The sequence below is a fragment of the Flavipsychrobacter stenotrophus genome (genome assembly GCF_002954265.1).
GTDB lineage: Bacteria > Bacteroidota > Bacteroidia > Chitinophagales > Chitinophagaceae > Flavipsychrobacter > Flavipsychrobacter stenotrophus.
Genome location: NZ_PPSL01000008.1, coordinates 27,580 through 47,471, shown reverse-complemented (window position 1 = coordinate 47,471; position 19,892 = coordinate 27,580). Strand labels below are relative to the sequence as shown.

The window sequence follows — 19,892 nt, the reverse complement described above, 5'->3', positions numbered from 1 at the left end:
CAAAGGCCAGCTTATGTAAGAGAGTACATAGCGATTAAAGAGATAAAAATGACAAATAGGGCGCAAAAATGCAGAGAACAGTTTAGAAGCATGGGATATTATTCCATGGTGATGAAAGATGCTGAACTTTGGATTGAAAACTATGATGAAAAACGAGCGAAAGAACCACTTTATTTAAAAAATCACTTTCTGGAAGAATTTTCGAAATACAACTGGGACAGACGTTTCGGCTATGCTTTCATAATGGAAGTATGGAATATATATGACGAAAAAGGTTTAGCCGAATCAGGAACTCCACTGGACACGGATATAGATTTTATACTTGGCTGCATTGATGGCAATTGTGCTCCAAGCGACCTTATTAGCTTCCCTGATGATGTACTGGAGGGAAAAGAGTTACGTGACAACGTATCTTTTTGGCATTGGCTGGACAATGAGTAGATGCTGCTTCCTATAAACTCTACATTATTTTCATCTGCGCAAAATAAGGATGGTCAGGATTAACGATCAATTCCTGCCTGAGCGGATGGATCAGTACATCCATATCCTCCAGCGGAATACAACCCAATAGTGGTTCTGCATCGCAGGGCAGCACCATAGCGTTGCATATGCTGCGCTTGTTTTTGAATTACAATTCAACAGAAAACATCCGATACCTTCGGCATCGTTTCCAAAATAGACCGCATATTGCTATTGACATCTGATACCTTCGGCATCATTACATGACTATCAAATTTAAAATCAATAACAGTACCCTACCCCTCATCCTCCCAAATCACAGAGCATATCCTCCAGCCATCTGTAGTCTTTATAAACTGGAACATCTTATTACCTGCACCTTCAAAGTTCTGTCCGTTCATCCTGCCGCTCTTTTTGTATGCAGAATGTCGCTGTGCAAGTTGCCCTATTATCTTCGTCTCTTCGCTTACTTCCCATTCCTTAAACTCAGTAAGTGTACCATCTGTAAGTATCGTTCTCCGCGGCTCTATAAATCCTTCCAGGTCATATACGGTCTCTTCATTGCCAATCTTTTTGACGATAATGGCCTGTAGTAAACACAGATGGTGTATAGCATCCAGATTCGGTTGACGGCCACCAACATTAGTAAACACATCAAAGAAATGCTCCACCAAATGATCGATGTGGACTTTATCTGCCGACACTCTATACTGGCTCAATGTTTCGCCGTCCCGCTCAAATTCATGGCTAAACCTTAAGCCCAGTTTTTCTGATAGTTTTATGGAATTAGTATTATCACCAACAATTATCGCTACGAAGTGGGTATGGGCAGGGTCGTTCGCAAGATCCCTCAACACAGCTATGGCTCCTTCATATGCATACCCTTTGCCCGCATGTTCCGGCAAAAATGCAAAGCCAATATCGCTATGCTCCAGGTAGTCGCGTTTTATCAATGTGATCAGGCCAATCGGCACATCTTCTGCCTTAGTGCGTACCACCCAATAGGTAACATTAGGATTGTCGTTTATCCGCTGCACATAACCTTCTGCATCTGTAAGGTTCTTTACATTTCTGTCGCCAATAAACTGAATCCAGCCCTGTGTATTGACAAGCTCATAGATAAAGGGCGCATCACTAATATGCAGCTTACTGAGTATAAGCCGCTCGGTTGTATAATTGTTTTGCATGAAGAGAAAAGGTTGTTGCTCAAATTTATAAATAAATCAGAGCCGGTTTTGAGCAGGAGGCACAGTTGCGATCTTGCTACGTCAAATCACCCCTGAATTCACCCCATATCTCTATCTGAAATAAGCTACTCTGCAACATACCTATAGGATCAGACAACTTTCTAAAAAGTTGTCTGATCGCGGGCTTACTTCTTAGTCTCCTTTGCTAATGCCTGTTGCATCACCTTTGCAAACTCATTGCTGTTAGGCGGAAACAGGAAGGTTTTGTGATCTCCGGGAACTTCATACACGTTCACTCCCATCAATGCGAACTTATCCCAACCAAGGGTCACCAGGTCATCTAAGAAATATACTCTCTTCTTTACCCTGAACAGGACGATCTTGATATCCAACGGCGTCAATACATAGTTATCGAGCGCATCGCTATACTTCTTGTATATAGCTGCTTCATACTCATTAAAAGTATCCTCAGGGATAAGCGGTCCATCGGTCTGTACCTTTTGCAACCTTCTTTGCACTGTCAATAGCTGGTACTCCAGTGCTTCCTTAGGATTATCAATAAACGATTTAGTATAAAATGGTATCTTATTGAACTGCCTGGCTATCTTCTTTACTGTTCGCGAAGTCTTGCTCGGTACATACATATTATTGCCGGCATAGGTATCCATTACGCCCAGGAATGATACTACCTTATCCATAGCCTTAAGTTGCCTGGCTATTTCAAACGCGAGGAAGCCCCCCAGTGAGTAGCCGGCCAATGCATATGGACCCGATGGGTAGGCTTTTACAATCTCCTGTACATACCTTTTAGCTATGGCCTGTATGGTAGTCGGTACATCTGTCTTTTGATTAAAGCCCAATGCCTGAATGCCATATACAGGCTGATCTGCATCAAAGTACTCCACTACGGACTTAAACAATAACACGTTCATGCCACCACCATGTACCAGGAATATCGGCACCTTGGTTCCTGTGGTTCTTATAGGCACTAACGAATCCCAAACCTCGGCAGGCTTTTCGTCAGATAGCTGGGCTGCCAGTTTTTCAATTGTTGCATTATTAAACAAAGTAGCTATCGGCAAACGCTTACCCGTTTTCTTTTCAATTGACACCATCACCTTAACTGCCAGCAGCGAGTGTCCGCCCAATTGAAAGAAATCATCTGCCGGGTCCAGGTCCTGTAACCCAAGAATATCCTGCCATATGTCTGATACTATCTGTTCATTCGCTGTCAGCGTTGTTCTTTTAGCGCCATGCTCCTGCGCCTTCCTACCCTGCGGCTTCGGCAATGCCTTTCTATCTATCTTAGCGTTTGGCGTAAGCGGGAATTTCTGCAATACAATAAATTCATCGGGCACCATGTAAGCAGGCAGAACTTCATTCAGCTTATGCTTCCATGTTTCAATGAGTTCCTGCGGTACTCGTACCTCATTATTTACAATCGGCGTTCTGGCAAAGTCATGAATATCACCTTCATCCCCTTCAATTGTATATGCCGGCACCATCAATTTATCTGCAACCGGCACAAACACCACATCATACATGCCATCAGTGCCATCTGTAGTCCACCGTACATGCGCCTTAAAACCATGTTTATCTCCAAGCGCCCAGAAAACATCAGGGTGTACTCCGTTTACGGCATTCTCTACTTCAGCCCTTATGTCATTGACCTTAGTACCAGGATTAGCAGAGTGTAATAACTGCAACAACTTATGGTCTCTTACTGTCCTTGAATTGACCACATGCTTTATCTCGGTTACCTTTCCACCGTTTGCCTGCAACATTGCTTCAACCTGTACTACAGTAGTCAAATCTTGCCATAGTTTGCTCACAACCGGCTTTACAACATCTACAGGCATCCCAACATGCAACCAGACATCATAGTGATACTTGGTCGTTTCATTGACAGACTGTCCTTTCCTCAGCTGTACATCTACGCCGGTAATTTGCGGAATGAGTTGAGGCAGCAGGTAGAAGAACGCCGGGTCTGCTACAAACTCTTCCTCTATCCTCATTCTGTTTTCAACTACTTCATTAAACTGCCTTAGTGTAGTAGCATCGGCTGCACGCGGAAAATGGTCCATAGCATGGTACATTTCCAGCGAATTCTTGCCCTGCATATCACCTATAAACAGACAACCACCCTGCCCAAGGCGATTAATCGCCTGCCTGACCACATTGATCATGTAGTCGGTGTTAGGGAAGTATTGGGCAACGCTGTTAATCAGCACAAGATCCAGCTGCGTACTACCAATTGCGGAAAAATCATCGGCCGCAGCAACACCCGCCTTTACATGTTTCCATCTTTCATCATCGGCTGCCAGACGGCTGCTAATATTATTAATAGCTGCCTGTGCATAGTCGGTAGCCATGTAGTAGTCAATGCCATCAGCCAACTCAAACATAACCTGACCAGCGCCACTGCCTATTTCATAGATCCTTTTCGCCTTGAGTTCTTTTATTCTGGCAACAGAGGTGTGCAACCATTCCGCCAATTGCTGCGTTAGCTCTTCGCTATTCTCCAGGCTTTCCAACAGTGTACCATCTATATTAGATGAATCCCCCGATTCGTTCTGCTTATTCTCTGCACCTGTTTCATAGAGTGTATCCCATCTGTCTTTCCATGATGGGTTGCCAGCATTATCCTGTTTGTCATTAAGCGTTACGTAAGCTACTATGCGCTTGTCGTTGGGCACATCCTCGCGAGCCACGACCACTGCCTGCTTAATACCAGGCTGCTTCGTAGCGATCGTTTCAATTTCGCCCAACTCTATTCTATGTCCTCTGATCTTTACCTGGTGGTCAATACGGCCCAGACAAACCAACTGTCCGTCAGGCAACATTTTTACAAGGTCGCCGGTACGATACAATTTTGCATCTGGTATGTTAGAAAAAGTATCCGGTACAAATTTCTCCTCAGTAAGTTCAGGCCTGTTGAGGTAGCCATCTGCAACGCCCATTCCCCCAATATAAAGCTCCCCTGCTTTGCCGGCTCGAACTGGCTTACCCTGTTCATCCATAACATAAACAGTAGTATTGTTGATAGGTAACCCGATAGTTATTTGTTTATCACCCGCCTGTATATTTCTTAATGTAGACCAGATGGTTGTCTCTGTAGGACCGTACATATTCCACAACTCACTGCCACGCGCAAGCAATTTCTCTGCAAGGTCGCCAGGCAGTGCTTCCCCACCCGATAACATCTTTAACGGAAATTTCTGTTGCCATTCAGCATCCAGTAACATCTGCCAGCTAGACGGTGTGGCCTGCATCATGGTGATCTTTTCCTTTTCGAGCAGGTACAGCAGTAGTCGGCCATCTTTAGTAGCATCGGTCTCAGCTAACACCAGGGTAGCGCCTGATATCAGTGGCAGATACAATTCAAGTCCGGCAATGTCAAATGATATGGATGTAATGGCCAGTAACCTATCATGCTCCGTTATTCCGGGCTTCGACTGCATGCTCAGCAGGAAGTTGGCCAGATTAGTATGTGTGATCTTAACCCCTTTGGGTTGGCCGGTAGACCCTGATGTGTACAGTACATAGGCTATATCGCTGCCATTAATTTCGTGCTTTGGTTTCTGCCTGATGTATATGCCCAAGCTTGCCCAAACCTCATCTATGATCAGTTCTTTAGTAGTGCCCAGAAATTTATACTTGTACTCCTTTGCTGTGATGAGTAACCTGGCGCCTGAATCGATGAGCATAAACCTTGTTCTATCCAAAGGATATTCAGGATCCAATGGCAGATAAGTTGCGCCAGCCTTTAGCACGCCCAATAAGCAAACCAGCATTTCTACCGACCTGTCTAATGATATGGCAACAATATCTCCTTTACCAATACCCTTTTGCATCAGCAATGTAGACAACTGATCTGCCTTCTCATTGAGTTGCTTGTAGGTGAGCGGTACCGTCTTAAATCTTACCGCAGGTTTATCTGCATATTGTATAACTGCTTCCTCCAGTAGTTTTATTAGTGTAACATCAGGAGCTATGTAAACATCATTTGCGGTAGCCTCAACCGCAACTACTGCTTCAGACGTTTCTACAGCTACTTCGTCTGTAGAACGCTCATAGTTATCTTCTTCTTCGCCCGCAAGCTCTCCAATTGTGGTAGCAGGTGTATCAATGATCTGATTTAAGATTCCCTCGTAGCTATCATTGAACGCATTGATCGTATCAGCATCGAAGAGGTCGGTGTTATAAGACCACTCCATAATAATACCATCCTTAGATCCGGTAGCGTTAAGATAAATCTCAAAGGTTTCGTAGTCACGCGGATTACTGATCAACTTAAATTTCAACCCATCAAAAGCAACGGAGTTATCCATACCCATGTCTATATTAAACATGACCGGCACCAGCGGTATACGCGAAGGGTCTCTGGCTATATATAACTTCTTGATGAGTTCACCGAACGTAAGTCGTTGATGATCATATGCATCCAGCACTTCTGACTTGCGCCTTTTCAGGTAACCCGTAAATGGTAATGCAGTATCGATATAAGTTCGTAGCGGCAGTAAATTCACACAGTGCCCCACTACATTGGTGAGGCCTGTTGCTGCTTGTCCGGATGCAGGCAGACCCACTACGAGGTCATCCTGACGGGTAATTTTATAGAGTAACACCTCAAAGGCTGCAAGCAATGTAGTTACCAGGCTGGCACCTTGCTTCGCTCCTACCGACTTCAATTGGTCAGCCATCTGCTTTGTTATCGGATGGTCTATTCTGTGCCCCTTATATGTTTTGCCGGCTGGCCGTACCCTGTCTGTAGGCACATCAACAACAGGCACATCGCCCTTGTATAAATTCAGCCAATAGTTTTCGGTGTCTTTATATGCCTTTGTTAGTTTGAACGCCAACTGAGCAGAGGCGTAATCGCTGATCTGCGATGCAGGCGCCAGGGTGATCTGTTCGCCCTTTGTGTAGGCATTGTACATGCGGCTCAGGTCTTCGAGCATAATACCCGTAGACCAGCCGTCGCCTATAATATGATGTTTGATTATTGTGAGGTAGTACTCTTCATTCCCGGTTTTGTGCAGGAACATTTTAAATAATGGACCTTCCTGAATGTCTAACAACTCGTTCATTTCCTTTTTCAGAAATGACTGGAATACTGCCATTGCATCTTCGATGCCCATCATAGAAATATCCATGAGATCCAGATCAACCGGCAGATCCTTGTAGATGATCAGCTGCTCGCCATTGGGGCTGACAGTTGCTCTCAAAGCCTCATGGCGCAATACCAGATTAGTGACAGCTTTTCGTAAAGATCCAAAGTGAAGATCTCCCTCGATCTTTAAAGACACCGATTCATTATAGGATAGGTTGGCCTCTGCACCGCCAATGATGCAGGAAAGCCATATCTCGCGTTGAGGCTCATTAGTAAATGTTATCTTTTCTATGACCCTTTCCTCTTCGAAAGGATCAAAATCAACCGGTATAAAACTGATCATAGATTAAGTAGTATCGTATTAGTGAGTAGTGGCAACCTGCAGGTACTTACCCGGATTATTATCGTCTTTCACAAACCATGCGGCATTGCCTTCTTTATCTTTTCCCAATCGCGCACCAGGTACAGGTGGCGTGTTCAAATCTTTGTTTTCGTCACCTCCTTCATGGTGATAATCCGGTATCAGCCCTGCTTCTTTTAGTTCCTTCATGCTATCTTCAAAGCAGGTGATCATATGCTTCATATCAGCCTCGGTATGCGCCTCTGTCATAAAGCAAGGGAAGCCCTCTTGTATGTGTATGCCCTTATACCGCATGAGTGTAAAGAACAATTCCATATACGGATACTCCTCCAGGAACCTCATGCGCCACAACGATCCGAACTGGACTACAAATACCGGCACCTTCAATCTACGGCATATCCCGTTAAGTGAAGTAGCCATGTACAATCCCTTAGCATTCAATCCTTCCTGTAGCTGAGGACCCATTTTCTTAAAGTATAGCAGCGAAGCCTTTGCGGTAGCTAACACCAACGGATGGCGTACAAATGTGCCGGCAAAATAGGTAACCCCTATTTCAGGAATAGAGTCATCACCAAACTGCCACATACCACCGTCGAGGCAATCCATGAATTGCCTTTCTCCTGCAATAACACCTATAGACAAACCACCGCCAACTACTTTACCGTAAGTACCCAAGTCGGCCTTTATGCCAAACATAGCCTGTACTCCGCCCGGATGGAAACGGAAGCCAGAGATCACTTCATCAAAAACGAGTACTGTCTTCGATGCCTTTGTAATTGTCCTTAACTTCTTCAAAAACTCTATAGGCTGAAAATCGCATCGCCTGCTTTGCACCGGTTCTACCAATACAGCGGCAATCTCATGTCCGCGCTCTTCAATTATCCGTAAAGTTTCATCAGTGCCATAATCGAGTATCAGCATATTCTGGACTGCTTCCGGCATAATTCCCGGCGCTGCTGGATAGGTCTTTAGTTTTTTACTGCCACGGGCTATCACCTCATCGGTTATACCATGGTAAGACCCGGCAAATGCAGCGATAATGGAGCGACCGGTAACCGTCCTGGCTATACGCATTGCACCCAGCACCGCTTCAGAACCTGTATTGCATAGCGCAGCACGATCGAACCCTGTAAACTCACACACCAGGTCACACACCTCACCCGCCAGCTCATGCTGCGGACCGATCTCATACCCCTTCTCTACCTGCGCTATCAATGCGTCCTTCAAAACATCATGTTGGTATCCCAACATGTTTGAACCAAAGCCATTCAATGCATCCAGATACTCATTGCCATCAATGTCCCACAAGCGGCTACCCTTCGATTTTTTGATCACTATCGAATAGACCAACTCCTTAGTGGCAGGCCTGAACCCCGACACCACTCTCGGGTCAGCCATCTTAGCCCTGTGTTGTTGGGTATAAGCTTTACTACCTTTTGTTTTTTCATTGTACTTAGCAGTAAATGCATCCAGGTATTTCTTCTGGGCATCATTCAAATCGGCAGAGTGTTTCTCAATACGCGCCACCGCACCAAATGGCTTCTTGATCTCAGCCGCTTCTTCCGCACTTAATTCAGGCAGTACTGTTAGTTGAGGTTTGCCAGCTTGAGGCACGGCAGTTATTGGAGCTGCATTACTTTGCACTGCCGGCATCTGCCCACCCTGCATCAGCGACACCTGCATAGCCAGTAATTGTATCTGTTGGCTAATGAGATCAAGCGCCGTTGCATTTACAGGCATTGGCGCGCCACTAACTACAGGCATAGCAAATGCTTGCTGGCTTTGCGCAGGCGCAACTGCAACAGGAGTCTGCAAAACTTCAGCCGGCAGTTTAGCATCCAGATAATCTGTAAGCAAGTCTATTGTACCGAGGTCTTCATTCAGTTGCCTGAAAGTAACCGGCAGATTGAACTGCTTCTTTACCATCAATGCCACCTGTGTAAGCAACAAGGAATCAAGCCCAAGCTCTATAAATGTCATCTCGGGTGTTGCGCCAGCCATCTCTATGCCTGATGCATCTTCGAGTATATTCTTTACTTTTTCTATTAATTGTGGTTTCCTTGCCATTGGCACAAGTTCATTACTTGTTAGTGAATTATTAGGTGTTACTGTTGCGTGCTGATAAACCGGCTGTGCATAAACAATTGCTTGCTGCACAGGTGCCTCTACCCAACAGTCTTGCTTGTTAAATGCGTAAGTAGGAATAAGTACTTTCCTTCTTTGTTCTTTCTGGTAATAACTGCTCCAGTCAGCTTCGGCACCATTAAGCCATAGCTGGCCCAGCGCTTTCACTACTGATATTTGAGAAGACTGTGTTGCCTCGTCTTTTTCAATTGAAGATATAACTGAAATGGATTTACCCGCTGCCTGTTGGCGCGCCAGCGTGGTTACAGACTTGCCCGGCCCAAGTTCCAGGAAAAGAGAATAAGACTCATCCAGCAACCCTTGTATTGCCTTGCCAAACTGCACTGTAGACCGCAGGTGCCTTGCCCAGTATCCCGGATCTGTCGCATCTTCAGGCTTCATCCAGGCTCCGGTTACACTCGACATGATAGGTATGAATGGCGCATTAAGTGGAATTGTTTTCACAAACTCGGCAAATGGCTCAACCACCGGCTCCATCATGTGCGAATGAAATGCGTGGCTGGTGGACAGTATCCTGTTCAGCACACCATTGCCATTGAGTGTTTCGCTCAATTCACTTATCGCATCGAAACTACCGGCAACAACTGTTAGCTGCGGACTATTGGCAGCGGCCAAAGCTATTTCTTCAGAAAGATATGGTTGTATTCCCTCCTCCGCCAGTCTTACAGACAGCATACTTCCCCGCGGCAGGTCGCCCATCATCTTGCCTCGCCTGGCTATCAACCTCAATGCATCGTTGAGCGAGAAAACTCCTGAGAAGTAAGCCGCCACAAACTCACCGATACTATGTCCTACAAATGCTGTAGGGCAAATACCCCAGCTCATCCAAAGTTTAGCGAGTGCATACCCTATTGTAAACAGGGCAGGCTGACTATATGCTGTGTTATTTATCTTCTCTGTTGCCTCATCGTTAACCACCGCCGGGTAGATAACATCCAGAATATTCTCCTTCAGCTCTTTCCGCAGCAATTCAGCGCATTCATCCATTGCCTGCCTGAATACTTCCTCCGACTCATATAACGACTTGCACATGTTCACATACTGGTCTCCCTGACCAGGGAACATGAACACCAGGTTCTTGGCTTTGTCTTTTATCTGTTTTGTATTAGCACTAAACTGACTCTTATTATTATACTGTTCCAAAAAATCTGCGCTGTCAGTAGCCACTACAAATCTCCTATGATCAAAATTCTCTCTTGAGGTATGTAACGTGTAAGCTATATCCGCCAAACCTTCAGCGGCACTATCTGAAATATAGGCTGCCAACTTATCGCCATAACCATCGAGGCTGTTCTCTGATCTGGCCGACCAGCACAATAGTTGTGCACCACGAGATGCACCACTTGGCGCAACTGTAGTAGTGGCTTCAGCCAGTATTAAATGCGCGTTAGTGCCACCCACACCAAATGAGCTCACGCCCGCTATCCTTGTCTTATCTGTCTCCCAATCTGTAAGACTTGTATTTACAAAAAACGGACTTTCCTCAAAATCTATATGCGGATTAGGATTGTGGTAGTTAATAGATGGCAACAATTGCTTGTGATGCAATGACAGACACGCCTTAATAAAACCGGCTACACCTGCTGCCGTGGTCAGGTGACCAAAGTTGCTCTTTGCGGAACCAATTGCACAGTATTGTTTTTGGGTCTGTGCTCCAAAGGCTATATTCAGCCCTTCAATTTCTATAGGGTCGCCCAATGGCGTTGCAGTGCCATGGGCTTCTATGTAACCAATTTCAGATGCGCTAACTCCGGCATTTTCCATAGCCATCATTATAGCCGCCGCCTGCCCTTCAGCACTTGGCGCAGTAAAGCTACCCTTACCACCTCCATCATTGCTCATACCTATACCTTTTATTACGGCATAGATAGTATCGCCGTCTCTCAAGGCATCATTCATATTCTTCAATACCACAACTCCGGCACCATCACTAAATACTGTACCGGTTGCTGCAGCATCAAATGGCTGACAATGTCCATCGACACTCAATATTGCCCCTTCATTATATAGGTGACCAGAATTGATAGGCGTGGTAATATTTGCCCCACCTGCCAGTGCCATTTCACATTGCCCGTTGCGGATGCTTTCAGCAGCCTGTGCAATGGCGACCAATGATGTAGAACATGCAGATTGTACATTTACCGCAGGTCCTTTCAGGTTCAGCGAATAAGCTGTACGGCTGGCCACATAGTCCTTATCATTCAAGGTTGTTACCTGGAAATCGCCGATATTCCCTACCAATTCTACATTCGGTTGCACATTATGCGCATAGTAACTATTGAATCGCACCCCGGCAAATACACCCACCGCTCCTTCATATTGGCCCGGAGCATATCCTGCCCGCTCCAAGGCTTCCCATGCAATTTCAAGAAATATCCTTTGCTGCGGATCCATCAATTCAGCCTGCTTTGGCGGTATACCAAAGAAGCCTGCATCAAATCCTTTGGCATCTCGTACTATTCCTTTAGCCTTTACATAGTTCGGATTATCCCGAAGCGACGAGGGAATACTTGGATGTAACTCGCTATCCTTAAAAAATGTTGTTGTTTCTTTACCATGCTTCAATACCTCCCACAACTCTTCAATAGAATCCGCTCCCGGGAACCTGCCCGACATGCCTATCACGGCTACATCGGCAGTTGATTTTTTTGAAACGGTCTTCGTCTTTCTGGCCACGGTCTTTCCATCAAGGAACACCGCCAGGTCTTTTATCTTTGGAAATTGATACAGCTTTACAATAGGCAACAGCAGGTTATGCCTGGTCTTTAATAGCGCTACCGACTTTTGTGCCAGCAACGATGATCCGCCCAGTTCAAAGAAATTATCATCAGCTCCGGCGCGCTCTACACCCAATACTTCTTTCCATATATCAGATAATATTTTTTCCGTTTTACTTACCGGCGCATAATAGGCGTTAGTCAACAAGCTAGAAGCATCGGGATTGGGTAGCGCCTTTTTATCTACCTTACCATTTGGAAAGAATGGGAACTCTTCCATATGCACCAACAGTTGCGGCACCATAAATACCGGCAATTGCTCACCCACATAGTTCAGTATGGCCTCTTTGTCGTAACCACCCGGACAAACCACATAACCCACTAATCTCTTTTCACCGCTTGCTCCTTCAGTAGCCAGTACTACACATTGCTTTACTCCAGGCGCCTTTTGCAACACATTCTCTATTTCACCCAGCTCTATGCGGTATCCTCTTATTTTTACCTGATCATCTATACGCCCAAGGAACTCTATATCACCATCGGGCAGCATACACACCAGGTCGCCTGTCCTGTACATACGTGCTGCACTGTCGTTACTGAATTTATTAGGTACAAATCTTTGTTCTGTTAGTTCCGGTCTGTTCAAATACCCTCTTGCTACGCAAGTACCGCTGATGAACAATTCGCCTATTGCACCCTTCTCTACTTCAGTGCCCTGCTCATCCAGTATATAAACCTTCGCATCTGTAAATGTCTTCCCTATCGGTATTGTGTGACCATATTCCCGTTTCTCGTCTATGATCTGTATTAACTGTCCCACAGTGGTTTCAGTAGGGCCATAGTGATTCAACATGATGCACCCGCGTGCAGACTGCGGCAATATATCCTGCACCATGGCTGTGTACAGTGCCTCGCCGCCAAACATCAACACCTTTCTCGGTAACAACTCCGCACCATTCAATGAAAGCGACTTCCAATGACTTGGCACCGCTTTAAGACAATCTATCCCATACTCCTTAAAGTAAGCATGCACATATTCTACGTTATTATAATCCTCTTTCAGGAATACATGCAGTTCTCCTCCCGCCAATACAGACCCAAACAAATGTGTAATGACCGAATCGGCGGCAAATGAAACGCCTAATGCAAACGATGTACAGGTATTGTAAGGCAACTTGCTAAACAGGCCATACAGGTAATCGACTGCCGACTTATGTTCGATCAATACTCCTTTAGGCTTACCGGTAGATCCCGATGTGTAGATTATATAAGCAAGGTCATCTTTGGTAATTGCTACCTCAGGATTTTTTGCCGATTCATCTGCTATAATGGCCCAATGATTATCTGCAAACACAATATCTATACCTGCAGCAGCTTCCAGAAATCTTGTGGAATAACTATCAGATACCACCAGCTTTGCACCTGTATCTTCGATCATAAAGCTGATGCGATCTACAGGAAACTCAGGATCTATCGGCACATATGCAGCACCGGCCTTTAATATGCCCCATATACCAATAACTATATCAAATGGTCGTTGCAGGCAGATAGGGACTAGTGTACCTGGTATTACTCCCCTGCTTCGGAAATAGTTGGCCAGACTATTGCTGATCTCATCCAGTTCGCCATAGGTAAGCTCTTCCTCACCCATTTTCAGCGCTAGTCTTCCGGGATTCAAAGATGCCTGCTGAGAAAATATTTCTACTAGTGTATTCGCATTGATCATGTAACGACCAAATATTATATGAAGTAATAAATCGTTAATAGTTACCTATTTAAACGAAAACATTGTGTACAACCTCTAAGATAAACCATCCACCGAAACTTTCATAGCGAAATGTACAATTCTTCTTAAAAGATTAATAGTGAGTTAAAAACTGTAAAACCATTGTCATTTCTACGTTTTCAGAAATAAATGACAGCTCAAAATTGAATAATTACCCAGGGTGAAAAGTTGCTCATTAAAAGCTATTTTTGCCACCCCCACAGTGGGCTAATATTCATCGCTGATGCCGGTTATCAACTTATCCAAATTTAAGAATAAACACTTTTTATCCCTTATGGGCAACGGTGTCATTTCTCTGTTTGGATTGCTGCAATTTGGTTTATTGTACAAGGTTTTCAGCAAAGAAGATGTAGGTGTTTGGCTATTCTTTATGACTACCCAAGGCGTACTCGACTCTATTCGTAATGGTTTCCTGGGCACGGCCACTGTAAAATTTTATGCAGGCGCAGAAGCAAAAAGAGCTGCAGATGTTCTAGGATCGATCTGGTATCTGGCCATTGCTATAACAGGTTTAATGCTTGTAGCTAATGCTGTTGCGCTTCCGCTACTTCCCTATATTACCAATACGTCGGTGGTTGTATCTGTGCAATGGATAGGACTTACCATGCTTAGTTCACTGCCATTCCTGGTAATATTTGGAAGGTTGCAGGCCGATGAAAAATATGGTACTATCCTATGGATGCGTATGATCAATAGCGGATCAACTATTCTGGCTTTTCTCGTCCTAATCTTTCTCGGTAAGTTCACCTTGCAAACGGCCTTGCTGTGGAACTTCATCACCAATTGCATGACCAGTTTAATAGGCATCGCTGCCAACTTGGGTGGGCTCAAAACCATTGCGCACAGGTCGAGAGCAACAATAACGGAGATCTATCATTTTGGCAAATACAGCATGGCCACCAGCCTTACATCTAATCTGTTAGGCGCATCCAATACCTATATCGTCACTTTCATGCTTGGTCCCGGCGCATTGGCCATTTTAAGTGTACCGACCAAACTAATGGAACTCGTAGAAATTCCCTTGCGCAGCTTTGTAGGCACGGGGATGTCCAGCATGGCTACGGCATTCAACCAAAAGAATATGAGCCATGTTACCTACATCATGAATAAATATGCAGGTATGCTCACCTGGGTATTCATACCATTGGCAATTGGTGTATTTTTCCTAGCCGATATACCCGTAAACATCCTCAGCAGTGGCAAATATAAAGGCACTGAAGCCGCAAATCTGTATCGTATAGTTATGGCCATTGCTATACTCTACCCTATAGACAGATTCAACGGCATTGCGCTCGACATCATCCACCAGCCAAGGCTCAATTTCATTAAAGTACAGATCATGTTGCTGGTGAAAGTAGTCACCACTTTTGTTTGCATTGCCATGCTACACAATGTTTATGGCGCCCCATTGGGTGGCATGCTCACAATGGTAGCGGGTCTCGGTTTTGGGTATTTCAGCCTTAAAAAATTCATGGATTTCAGCATTGTCGACATACTTAAAACTGGGTATACGGAATTAGGACTGTTGGGTAAAAAGGTGCTGGGAAGAGCTTAAAATAGCGTTGCTAAGATTAAAATATCTTGGTCAGTCTACCATTTTTCCATCATCGATCCTAACTTAATATCGGGTAGCAAATATTGTAAAACCTATTTCCCCTGCGCAGTCGACAGCGTTGAAGATCGCACTACTTCCTCCTCCTGAATACCAGTTTTTTTGAATTATCACCTACTATCTTTTCAGCGAGATCACGCAGCTTTTGATATTCAGCCGCATCAAACTTTGTACGGCCCATTGTGTAAGATGCAGTAACCGTAATAATTTGTGATTCAGGCACATAATTCATCACCCTGTCATAGCTAAGTGTGGAATCTAACGATACGTGTAGGGGCTCAAAAACACTGTCAGGATTTATGTTAGCTGGCAACTCTATACTAAGGCTACTGATGTAATCTGATCGCATGGAAAATTCTAAAGGCTGCTTACGTTCACGATCAGGAAATGGATTGATCTTAAAAAATCCGGAGAAATTATGCGCCAATGCCAGGGTGTCTTTCTTTGGGTCAAAGCGCAAAATACCGGTCATCTTAACTACAATTTCGGTATCAGCATTCTCTTTGTTCTCCAACAACAGGGTACTTATTTCCACACCTTCCGGAAATCTCGATTTTCTATCCTTTATGTATTCCGCTTCCTCATTCTTATCTCCTGCAAACCGCTTACGCAACCTTTGGCTTTCCAGCAGACCCGGCTTCATCCTTATTTCCACTTTCGCCCCAGAGTCACTAAAACCAAAAACCCGTGTATAATATCTCTCTTTGTTCTCGCAGAGCGTTGGGTCCAGGGTCAAACCATATCCCTCCTCCCCCATTGCCCAGGCAAAACCATTATAGCATTTAGATGGCAACACGCCGGGTATATTATACTTGTCTGATGCATCCAGCAACAGCACAGAATTTTCTAATCTGACTGCACAGGCTATATAATTAATTCGTTCCGACACAGGCACTTTCTCGCTAAAAGGCAACTCAGCAGTTGTTGCTATCAGCAACGGATCTGCTGCAAAATGAGCCTTATGCAGCATAGCAATAAGTAACGTGTTTATCTGGGCTGAATTCCCGGTTCTTCTCTCCCAAAGCGTTTTCAGATCCGGTGCGTTAACTGCGAGATCAGCAGAATCAGCCAACCTGAAGTTATCCCGTATATATTTATATATGGCAGTTACCTTATCACTACCCGTAACTGCATTTTTAACAAGCGAATCCAGGGTCAGGATAAAGAAAATATTAGGTGCATTTATAGCCTCCTCCGTCCCCATTAGATTCCAATACATCTTATTCACCATAGCCCAGCTATTTGGCGGCCACAGGTAACTCGATACCAGAAAGCGCTCGAGCACCTCTTTGTTTTTTATTTTGTTTATTGTGTAAGGCTCTGCTTTAAATGCAGGAATGTTGCGCCTTATCCAGGTATCAGTAGTATTAAAATAGGGGTCTGTGCTGGTAATAAATACATAGTCATCTTCGCTGGCTTCCGCAGCTTTCAGGTTACGATATCTCACTGGTTCTGCTGCAGGCATTAGCAAAGGATCAAAACCAACCAGTGTCACCGGGTTGGTCACCCTGTATTCACTCATTAATTTGGGAAACTGCCCTTGTATTTCCCATGTATACACCCGGCTCCTTATACTGGTATCTGTTTTATCGTAACTATAGGCTATTATACTACCACGCTTTACATCGGGCAAAGTGATCTCATAGGCTGTATATCCTTGCAGGTCCAGCTTCTTGACGCCATCGCTAGTCAACTCACTTTTTTCAACCTTGTCATTTACAAGATTATAAGTAGCACCAATGATAGGAAATTCATTCGTAGTATAGCTATACACCCCTGTTTTTCCTGCGTACAGTCCGTCTTCCTTCAGTATTTGTATCACACGGGTCACACATAGCCTTCGCCTAAATACGCGGTTATCATCCACAAACAACTCTATAAATTCTTTCTCGTACAGCACTATAGCGCTTGCACTGGTATCCACATCGTATTTAGTGTTTTTAATGTGCTCCATTATGAAGCTGCGATCTATAATTTCACCCGCCTTAGCAGGCATTTGAATCATTACGCAAAACAGCAGGCATAGTACTCGCAACAAATTATTCATAGAAAGGCATTATTTACTTGACTAAAAATAGTATAACTCACGACACCTGTTTAAATGTGATTATTTTCCATCTCCGATAATTCGCTGGTATTGGGTGTTCACCAACATCCATTTTCAGGTTGAATTAAAGACCACAAAGCACACACATCACCACCCGGCAAGTCAACATCCACTTACTTCACCTTCTTCTTAAACACCAGCAGTTTAGAATTATCGATCACTACCTGCTCAAAGAACCCGCGTAAAGACACATACTCAGTAAGCTCAAATCTGGTACGTTTCATATTTAATGACGACGATACCGTCATCATTTTAGATTGTGGTATATAGTTGGTGGTACGTTTGTAGCCAAAGCCCAGCGAATCATTACTTATATTTATCGGTGCTAAATTACCCTCGGGCACAAAATTATTTGGCAGCTCTATAACCAGGTTAGCAACATAATCAGAGCGTTCCCGAAATTCAACAGGAAATTTTCGCACAAGTGAAGTAAACGGGTTATCATTAAATACCCCGGTAAAATTGTGCTGTAGGGAGAATACATCTGTAGCCGTGTTGAACCGCCAGGTACCACTTAACCTTATCTCCATGTCGCCATCGGTATCCGCTGCATGCTCCACTGTCTCACTGGTTATTTCAATACCTTTTGGCAACCTGCGTTTCAATTCGTCCAGGTATTCACCTTTTGCACCACTGCGTTTAGCCCAATGGTTTCGCAACCTTGCACACTCCACCTCTCCCTTCTTATACCTTATATCTATTTTGGCTGTAGTACCTGTAAATCCATAAACCCTGGCATTGAAATGCTCTTTGTTTTCTAATAGCACAGGGTCAAGCACCACACCGTATCCCCTTTCTCCAACTGCCCAGGCAAACCCATTATAGCACTTCGATGGAAGTATACCGGGTATATTATATTTTTCAGAAGCATCAAGAAACACAACTTTATTGTCTACCATTACCGCACAAGCTACATAGTTCATTTGTTCGCTGACAGTTACATTCTTGTTTGGCGACTCATATTCTGTCGTTGAGATCAATAGGATATTGGCATGTAGTTTAGCCTTCAATAGCATAGACGTAAGCAGCAGATTTATCTCACCAATAGTTCCCGATCTATTGTACCACAGTGCCTTTAAATCTGTATTCTTTTCCCTGCGTTCTCCCCCGCTTACTGCTTTAAAATTATTACGCACATAGTAATAAATATGCAACATCTTTTCATTTTCGCTCATCCCGGGTTTGGCCAGCGAATCCAGCGTAAGCAGGAAAAATAATTTAGGATCATTTAGATCCAACCCCATCTTCTGCCATATGACACTATTAAAATTATCCCATGTATTATCATCTGAAAAACGCAACGAGACTAGATATAGTTCATGAACCTCTTTATAGTTCATGCTATTCACCATGTACGGTTCTTCCTTAAATGCTGGCACATTGCGCCTGATCCAAAGATTGGTCACATTACCATTTTTATCAGTACTACCAACACAAGCAAATGCATCGTCAGATCCTTGCGCTTGCTTTATGGATTTATACTGCACAGGATACAACTTAGTTGTGCGAATGGGTTTATACTCCACAGTAAGAGGTGGACAGGTAACACTAAATTGGCTTTCCAGTTTAGGATACTCACCTTGTATGTGCCAGCTACACAATCGGGGCATAATAGTGCTGGCCTGCTGATAAGTATATGCTATTATACACCCTCTCCTTATTTGCGGCATAACGAACGTGATCGCCGATAGCCCGTCCCCAATATCCTTCCTGTCTAGGTTTCTCTTTTTCAATTCGGTTTTTTCTACAATACCGTCTACAAGGTTATAGGTAGCCCCTTCTATAGGCGCTGCAGCATCATTAAAACAAAATACACCCATTTTAGATAAATAGAATGCATCTTCATTTAGCAATCTGATGACCCGGGTAACAACCACTTTACGTTTCAGCACACCTTTATTGTCAGCGAATATGCGGTACTCTTCCTTTTCAAAAAGTATCACCGCGCTGGCACCTGTATCAATACTATATCTCCCTATATTAAGGTGTTCTTTTACAAAAGCATCATCAACTATATCAGAAGCGGTGGCCGGAAGATAGCCTGCCACACAAAGCAGCAGGCATATATAATGTACAAATCTATTCATAAGTAGGTTGTATTGAGTTGCTCAAAATAGAAAAAATAGCGTGATAGTCATAGTATGGGCCAAAATTTAAATTAGGGGTAAAGGCATTTGTAAGGCCAAACGGGATTTCTTATTTCTTCCTCTATTGAGTATGTCAATAAAACGCAGGCCAGATCGGTTGAGACAGCACTAAACGCTGAGCGAAGTCTCCCGACTTCGCTCGACCGGTAGGGAATCTCCCGATTCCCGAAACCCACCAACAAGGTACAAATTAGCCCGAACAATCTCATCCTCACCCACATTGCCCAATTGTCAAATTATCGAATTGCCGAATTCCCA

8 protein-coding genes are annotated in these 19,892 nt (G+C 44.2%); 2 read left to right on the top strand and 6 right to left on the bottom strand.

Annotated features, from left to right (window positions below; translation table 11 throughout):
• Positions 1–90: 90 nt before the first annotated feature.
• Entirely contained in the window at positions 91–441 is a 351-nt protein-coding gene (locus tag CJD36_RS20940) for a hypothetical protein (protein ID WP_145959418.1), read from the top strand.
• Positions 442–460: 19 nt separating this feature from the next.
• Here the strand turns inward: CJD36_RS20940 and CJD36_RS23345 are convergent, their stop codons facing one another.
• The 4 genes from CJD36_RS23345 to CJD36_RS20920 all read right to left on the bottom strand — a co-directional run bounded on the left by CJD36_RS23345 (position 461) and on the right by CJD36_RS20920 (position 13,708).
• Positions 461–598, bottom strand: coding sequence for a hypothetical protein (locus CJD36_RS23345; protein WP_161499405.1), 138 nt, complete (start codon positions 596–598; stop codon positions 461–463).
• Positions 599–755: 157 nt separating this feature from the next.
• The gene (locus CJD36_RS23540; protein ID WP_205685666.1) at positions 756–1,646 is read right to left on the bottom strand and encodes a GNAT family N-acetyltransferase; all 891 of its coding nucleotides are present in this window, start codon (positions 1,644–1,646) and stop codon (positions 756–758) included.
• A gap of 185 nt (positions 1,647–1,831) precedes the next feature.
• Positions 1,832–7,102 carry a non-ribosomal peptide synthetase gene (locus CJD36_RS20925; protein WP_105041165.1) on the bottom strand — a complete coding sequence of 1,757 codons (5,271 nt, stop codon included), beginning with the start codon at positions 7,100–7,102 and terminating at the stop codon, positions 1,832–1,834.
• An 18-nt stretch (positions 7,103–7,120) separates the two neighbouring features.
• A complete protein-coding gene (locus CJD36_RS20920; protein WP_105041164.1) occupies positions 7,121–13,708 on the bottom strand; it encodes a type I polyketide synthase in 6,588 nt (2,195 codons plus the stop codon).
• Between the two features lie 283 nt (positions 13,709–13,991).
• Here CJD36_RS20920 and CJD36_RS20915 point away from each other — a divergent pair, with 283 nt between their 5' ends.
• Complete coding sequence (locus CJD36_RS20915) at positions 13,992–15,323, top strand: lipopolysaccharide biosynthesis protein (RefSeq protein WP_105041163.1); 1,332 nt, start codon at positions 13,992–13,994, stop codon at positions 15,321–15,323.
• A gap of 130 nt (positions 15,324–15,453) precedes the next feature.
• On the opposite strand, the gene CJD36_RS20910 is transcribed toward CJD36_RS20915, so the two are convergent.
• The gene (locus tag CJD36_RS20910) at positions 15,454–17,427 is read right to left on the bottom strand and encodes a hypothetical protein (protein ID WP_133162744.1); all 1,974 of its coding nucleotides are present in this window, start codon (positions 17,425–17,427) and stop codon (positions 15,454–15,456) included.
• 173 nt (positions 17,428–17,600) lie between these two features.
• Positions 17,601–19,574, bottom strand: a complete 1,974-nt coding sequence (locus tag CJD36_RS20905) for a DUF3857 domain-containing protein (RefSeq protein WP_105041161.1) — start codon at positions 19,572–19,574, stop codon at positions 17,601–17,603.
• Positions 19,575–19,892 lie beyond the last annotated feature (318 nt).

Bases quoted from the DNA above. Each gene is read 5' to 3' on its own strand.
- CJD36_RS23345 (WP_161499405.1), bottom strand. From the start codon at position 598: ATGGTGCTGCCCTGCGATGCAGAACCACTATTGGGTTGTATTCCGCTG.
- CJD36_RS20925 (WP_105041165.1), bottom strand. From the start codon at position 7,102: ATGATCAGTTTTATACCGGTTGATTTTGATCCTTTCGAAGAGGAAAGG.
- CJD36_RS20905 (WP_105041161.1), bottom strand. From the start codon at position 19,574: ATGAATAGATTTGTACATTATATATGCCTGCTGCTTTGTGTGGCAGGC.
- CJD36_RS20910 (WP_133162744.1), bottom strand. From the start codon at position 17,427: ATGAATAATTTGTTGCGAGTACTATGCCTGCTGTTTTGCGTAATGATT.
- CJD36_RS20920 (WP_105041164.1), bottom strand. From the start codon at position 13,708: ATGATCAATGCGAATACACTAGTAGAAATATTTTCTCAGCAGGCATCT.
- CJD36_RS23540 (WP_205685666.1), bottom strand. From the start codon at position 1,646: ATGCAAAACAATTATACAACCGAGCGGCTTATACTCAGTAAGCTGCAT.
- CJD36_RS20940 (WP_145959418.1), top strand. From the start codon at position 91: ATGGGATATTATTCCATGGTGATGAAAGATGCTGAACTTTGGATTGAA.
- CJD36_RS20915 (WP_105041163.1), top strand. From the start codon at position 13,992: ATGCCGGTTATCAACTTATCCAAATTTAAGAATAAACACTTTTTATCC.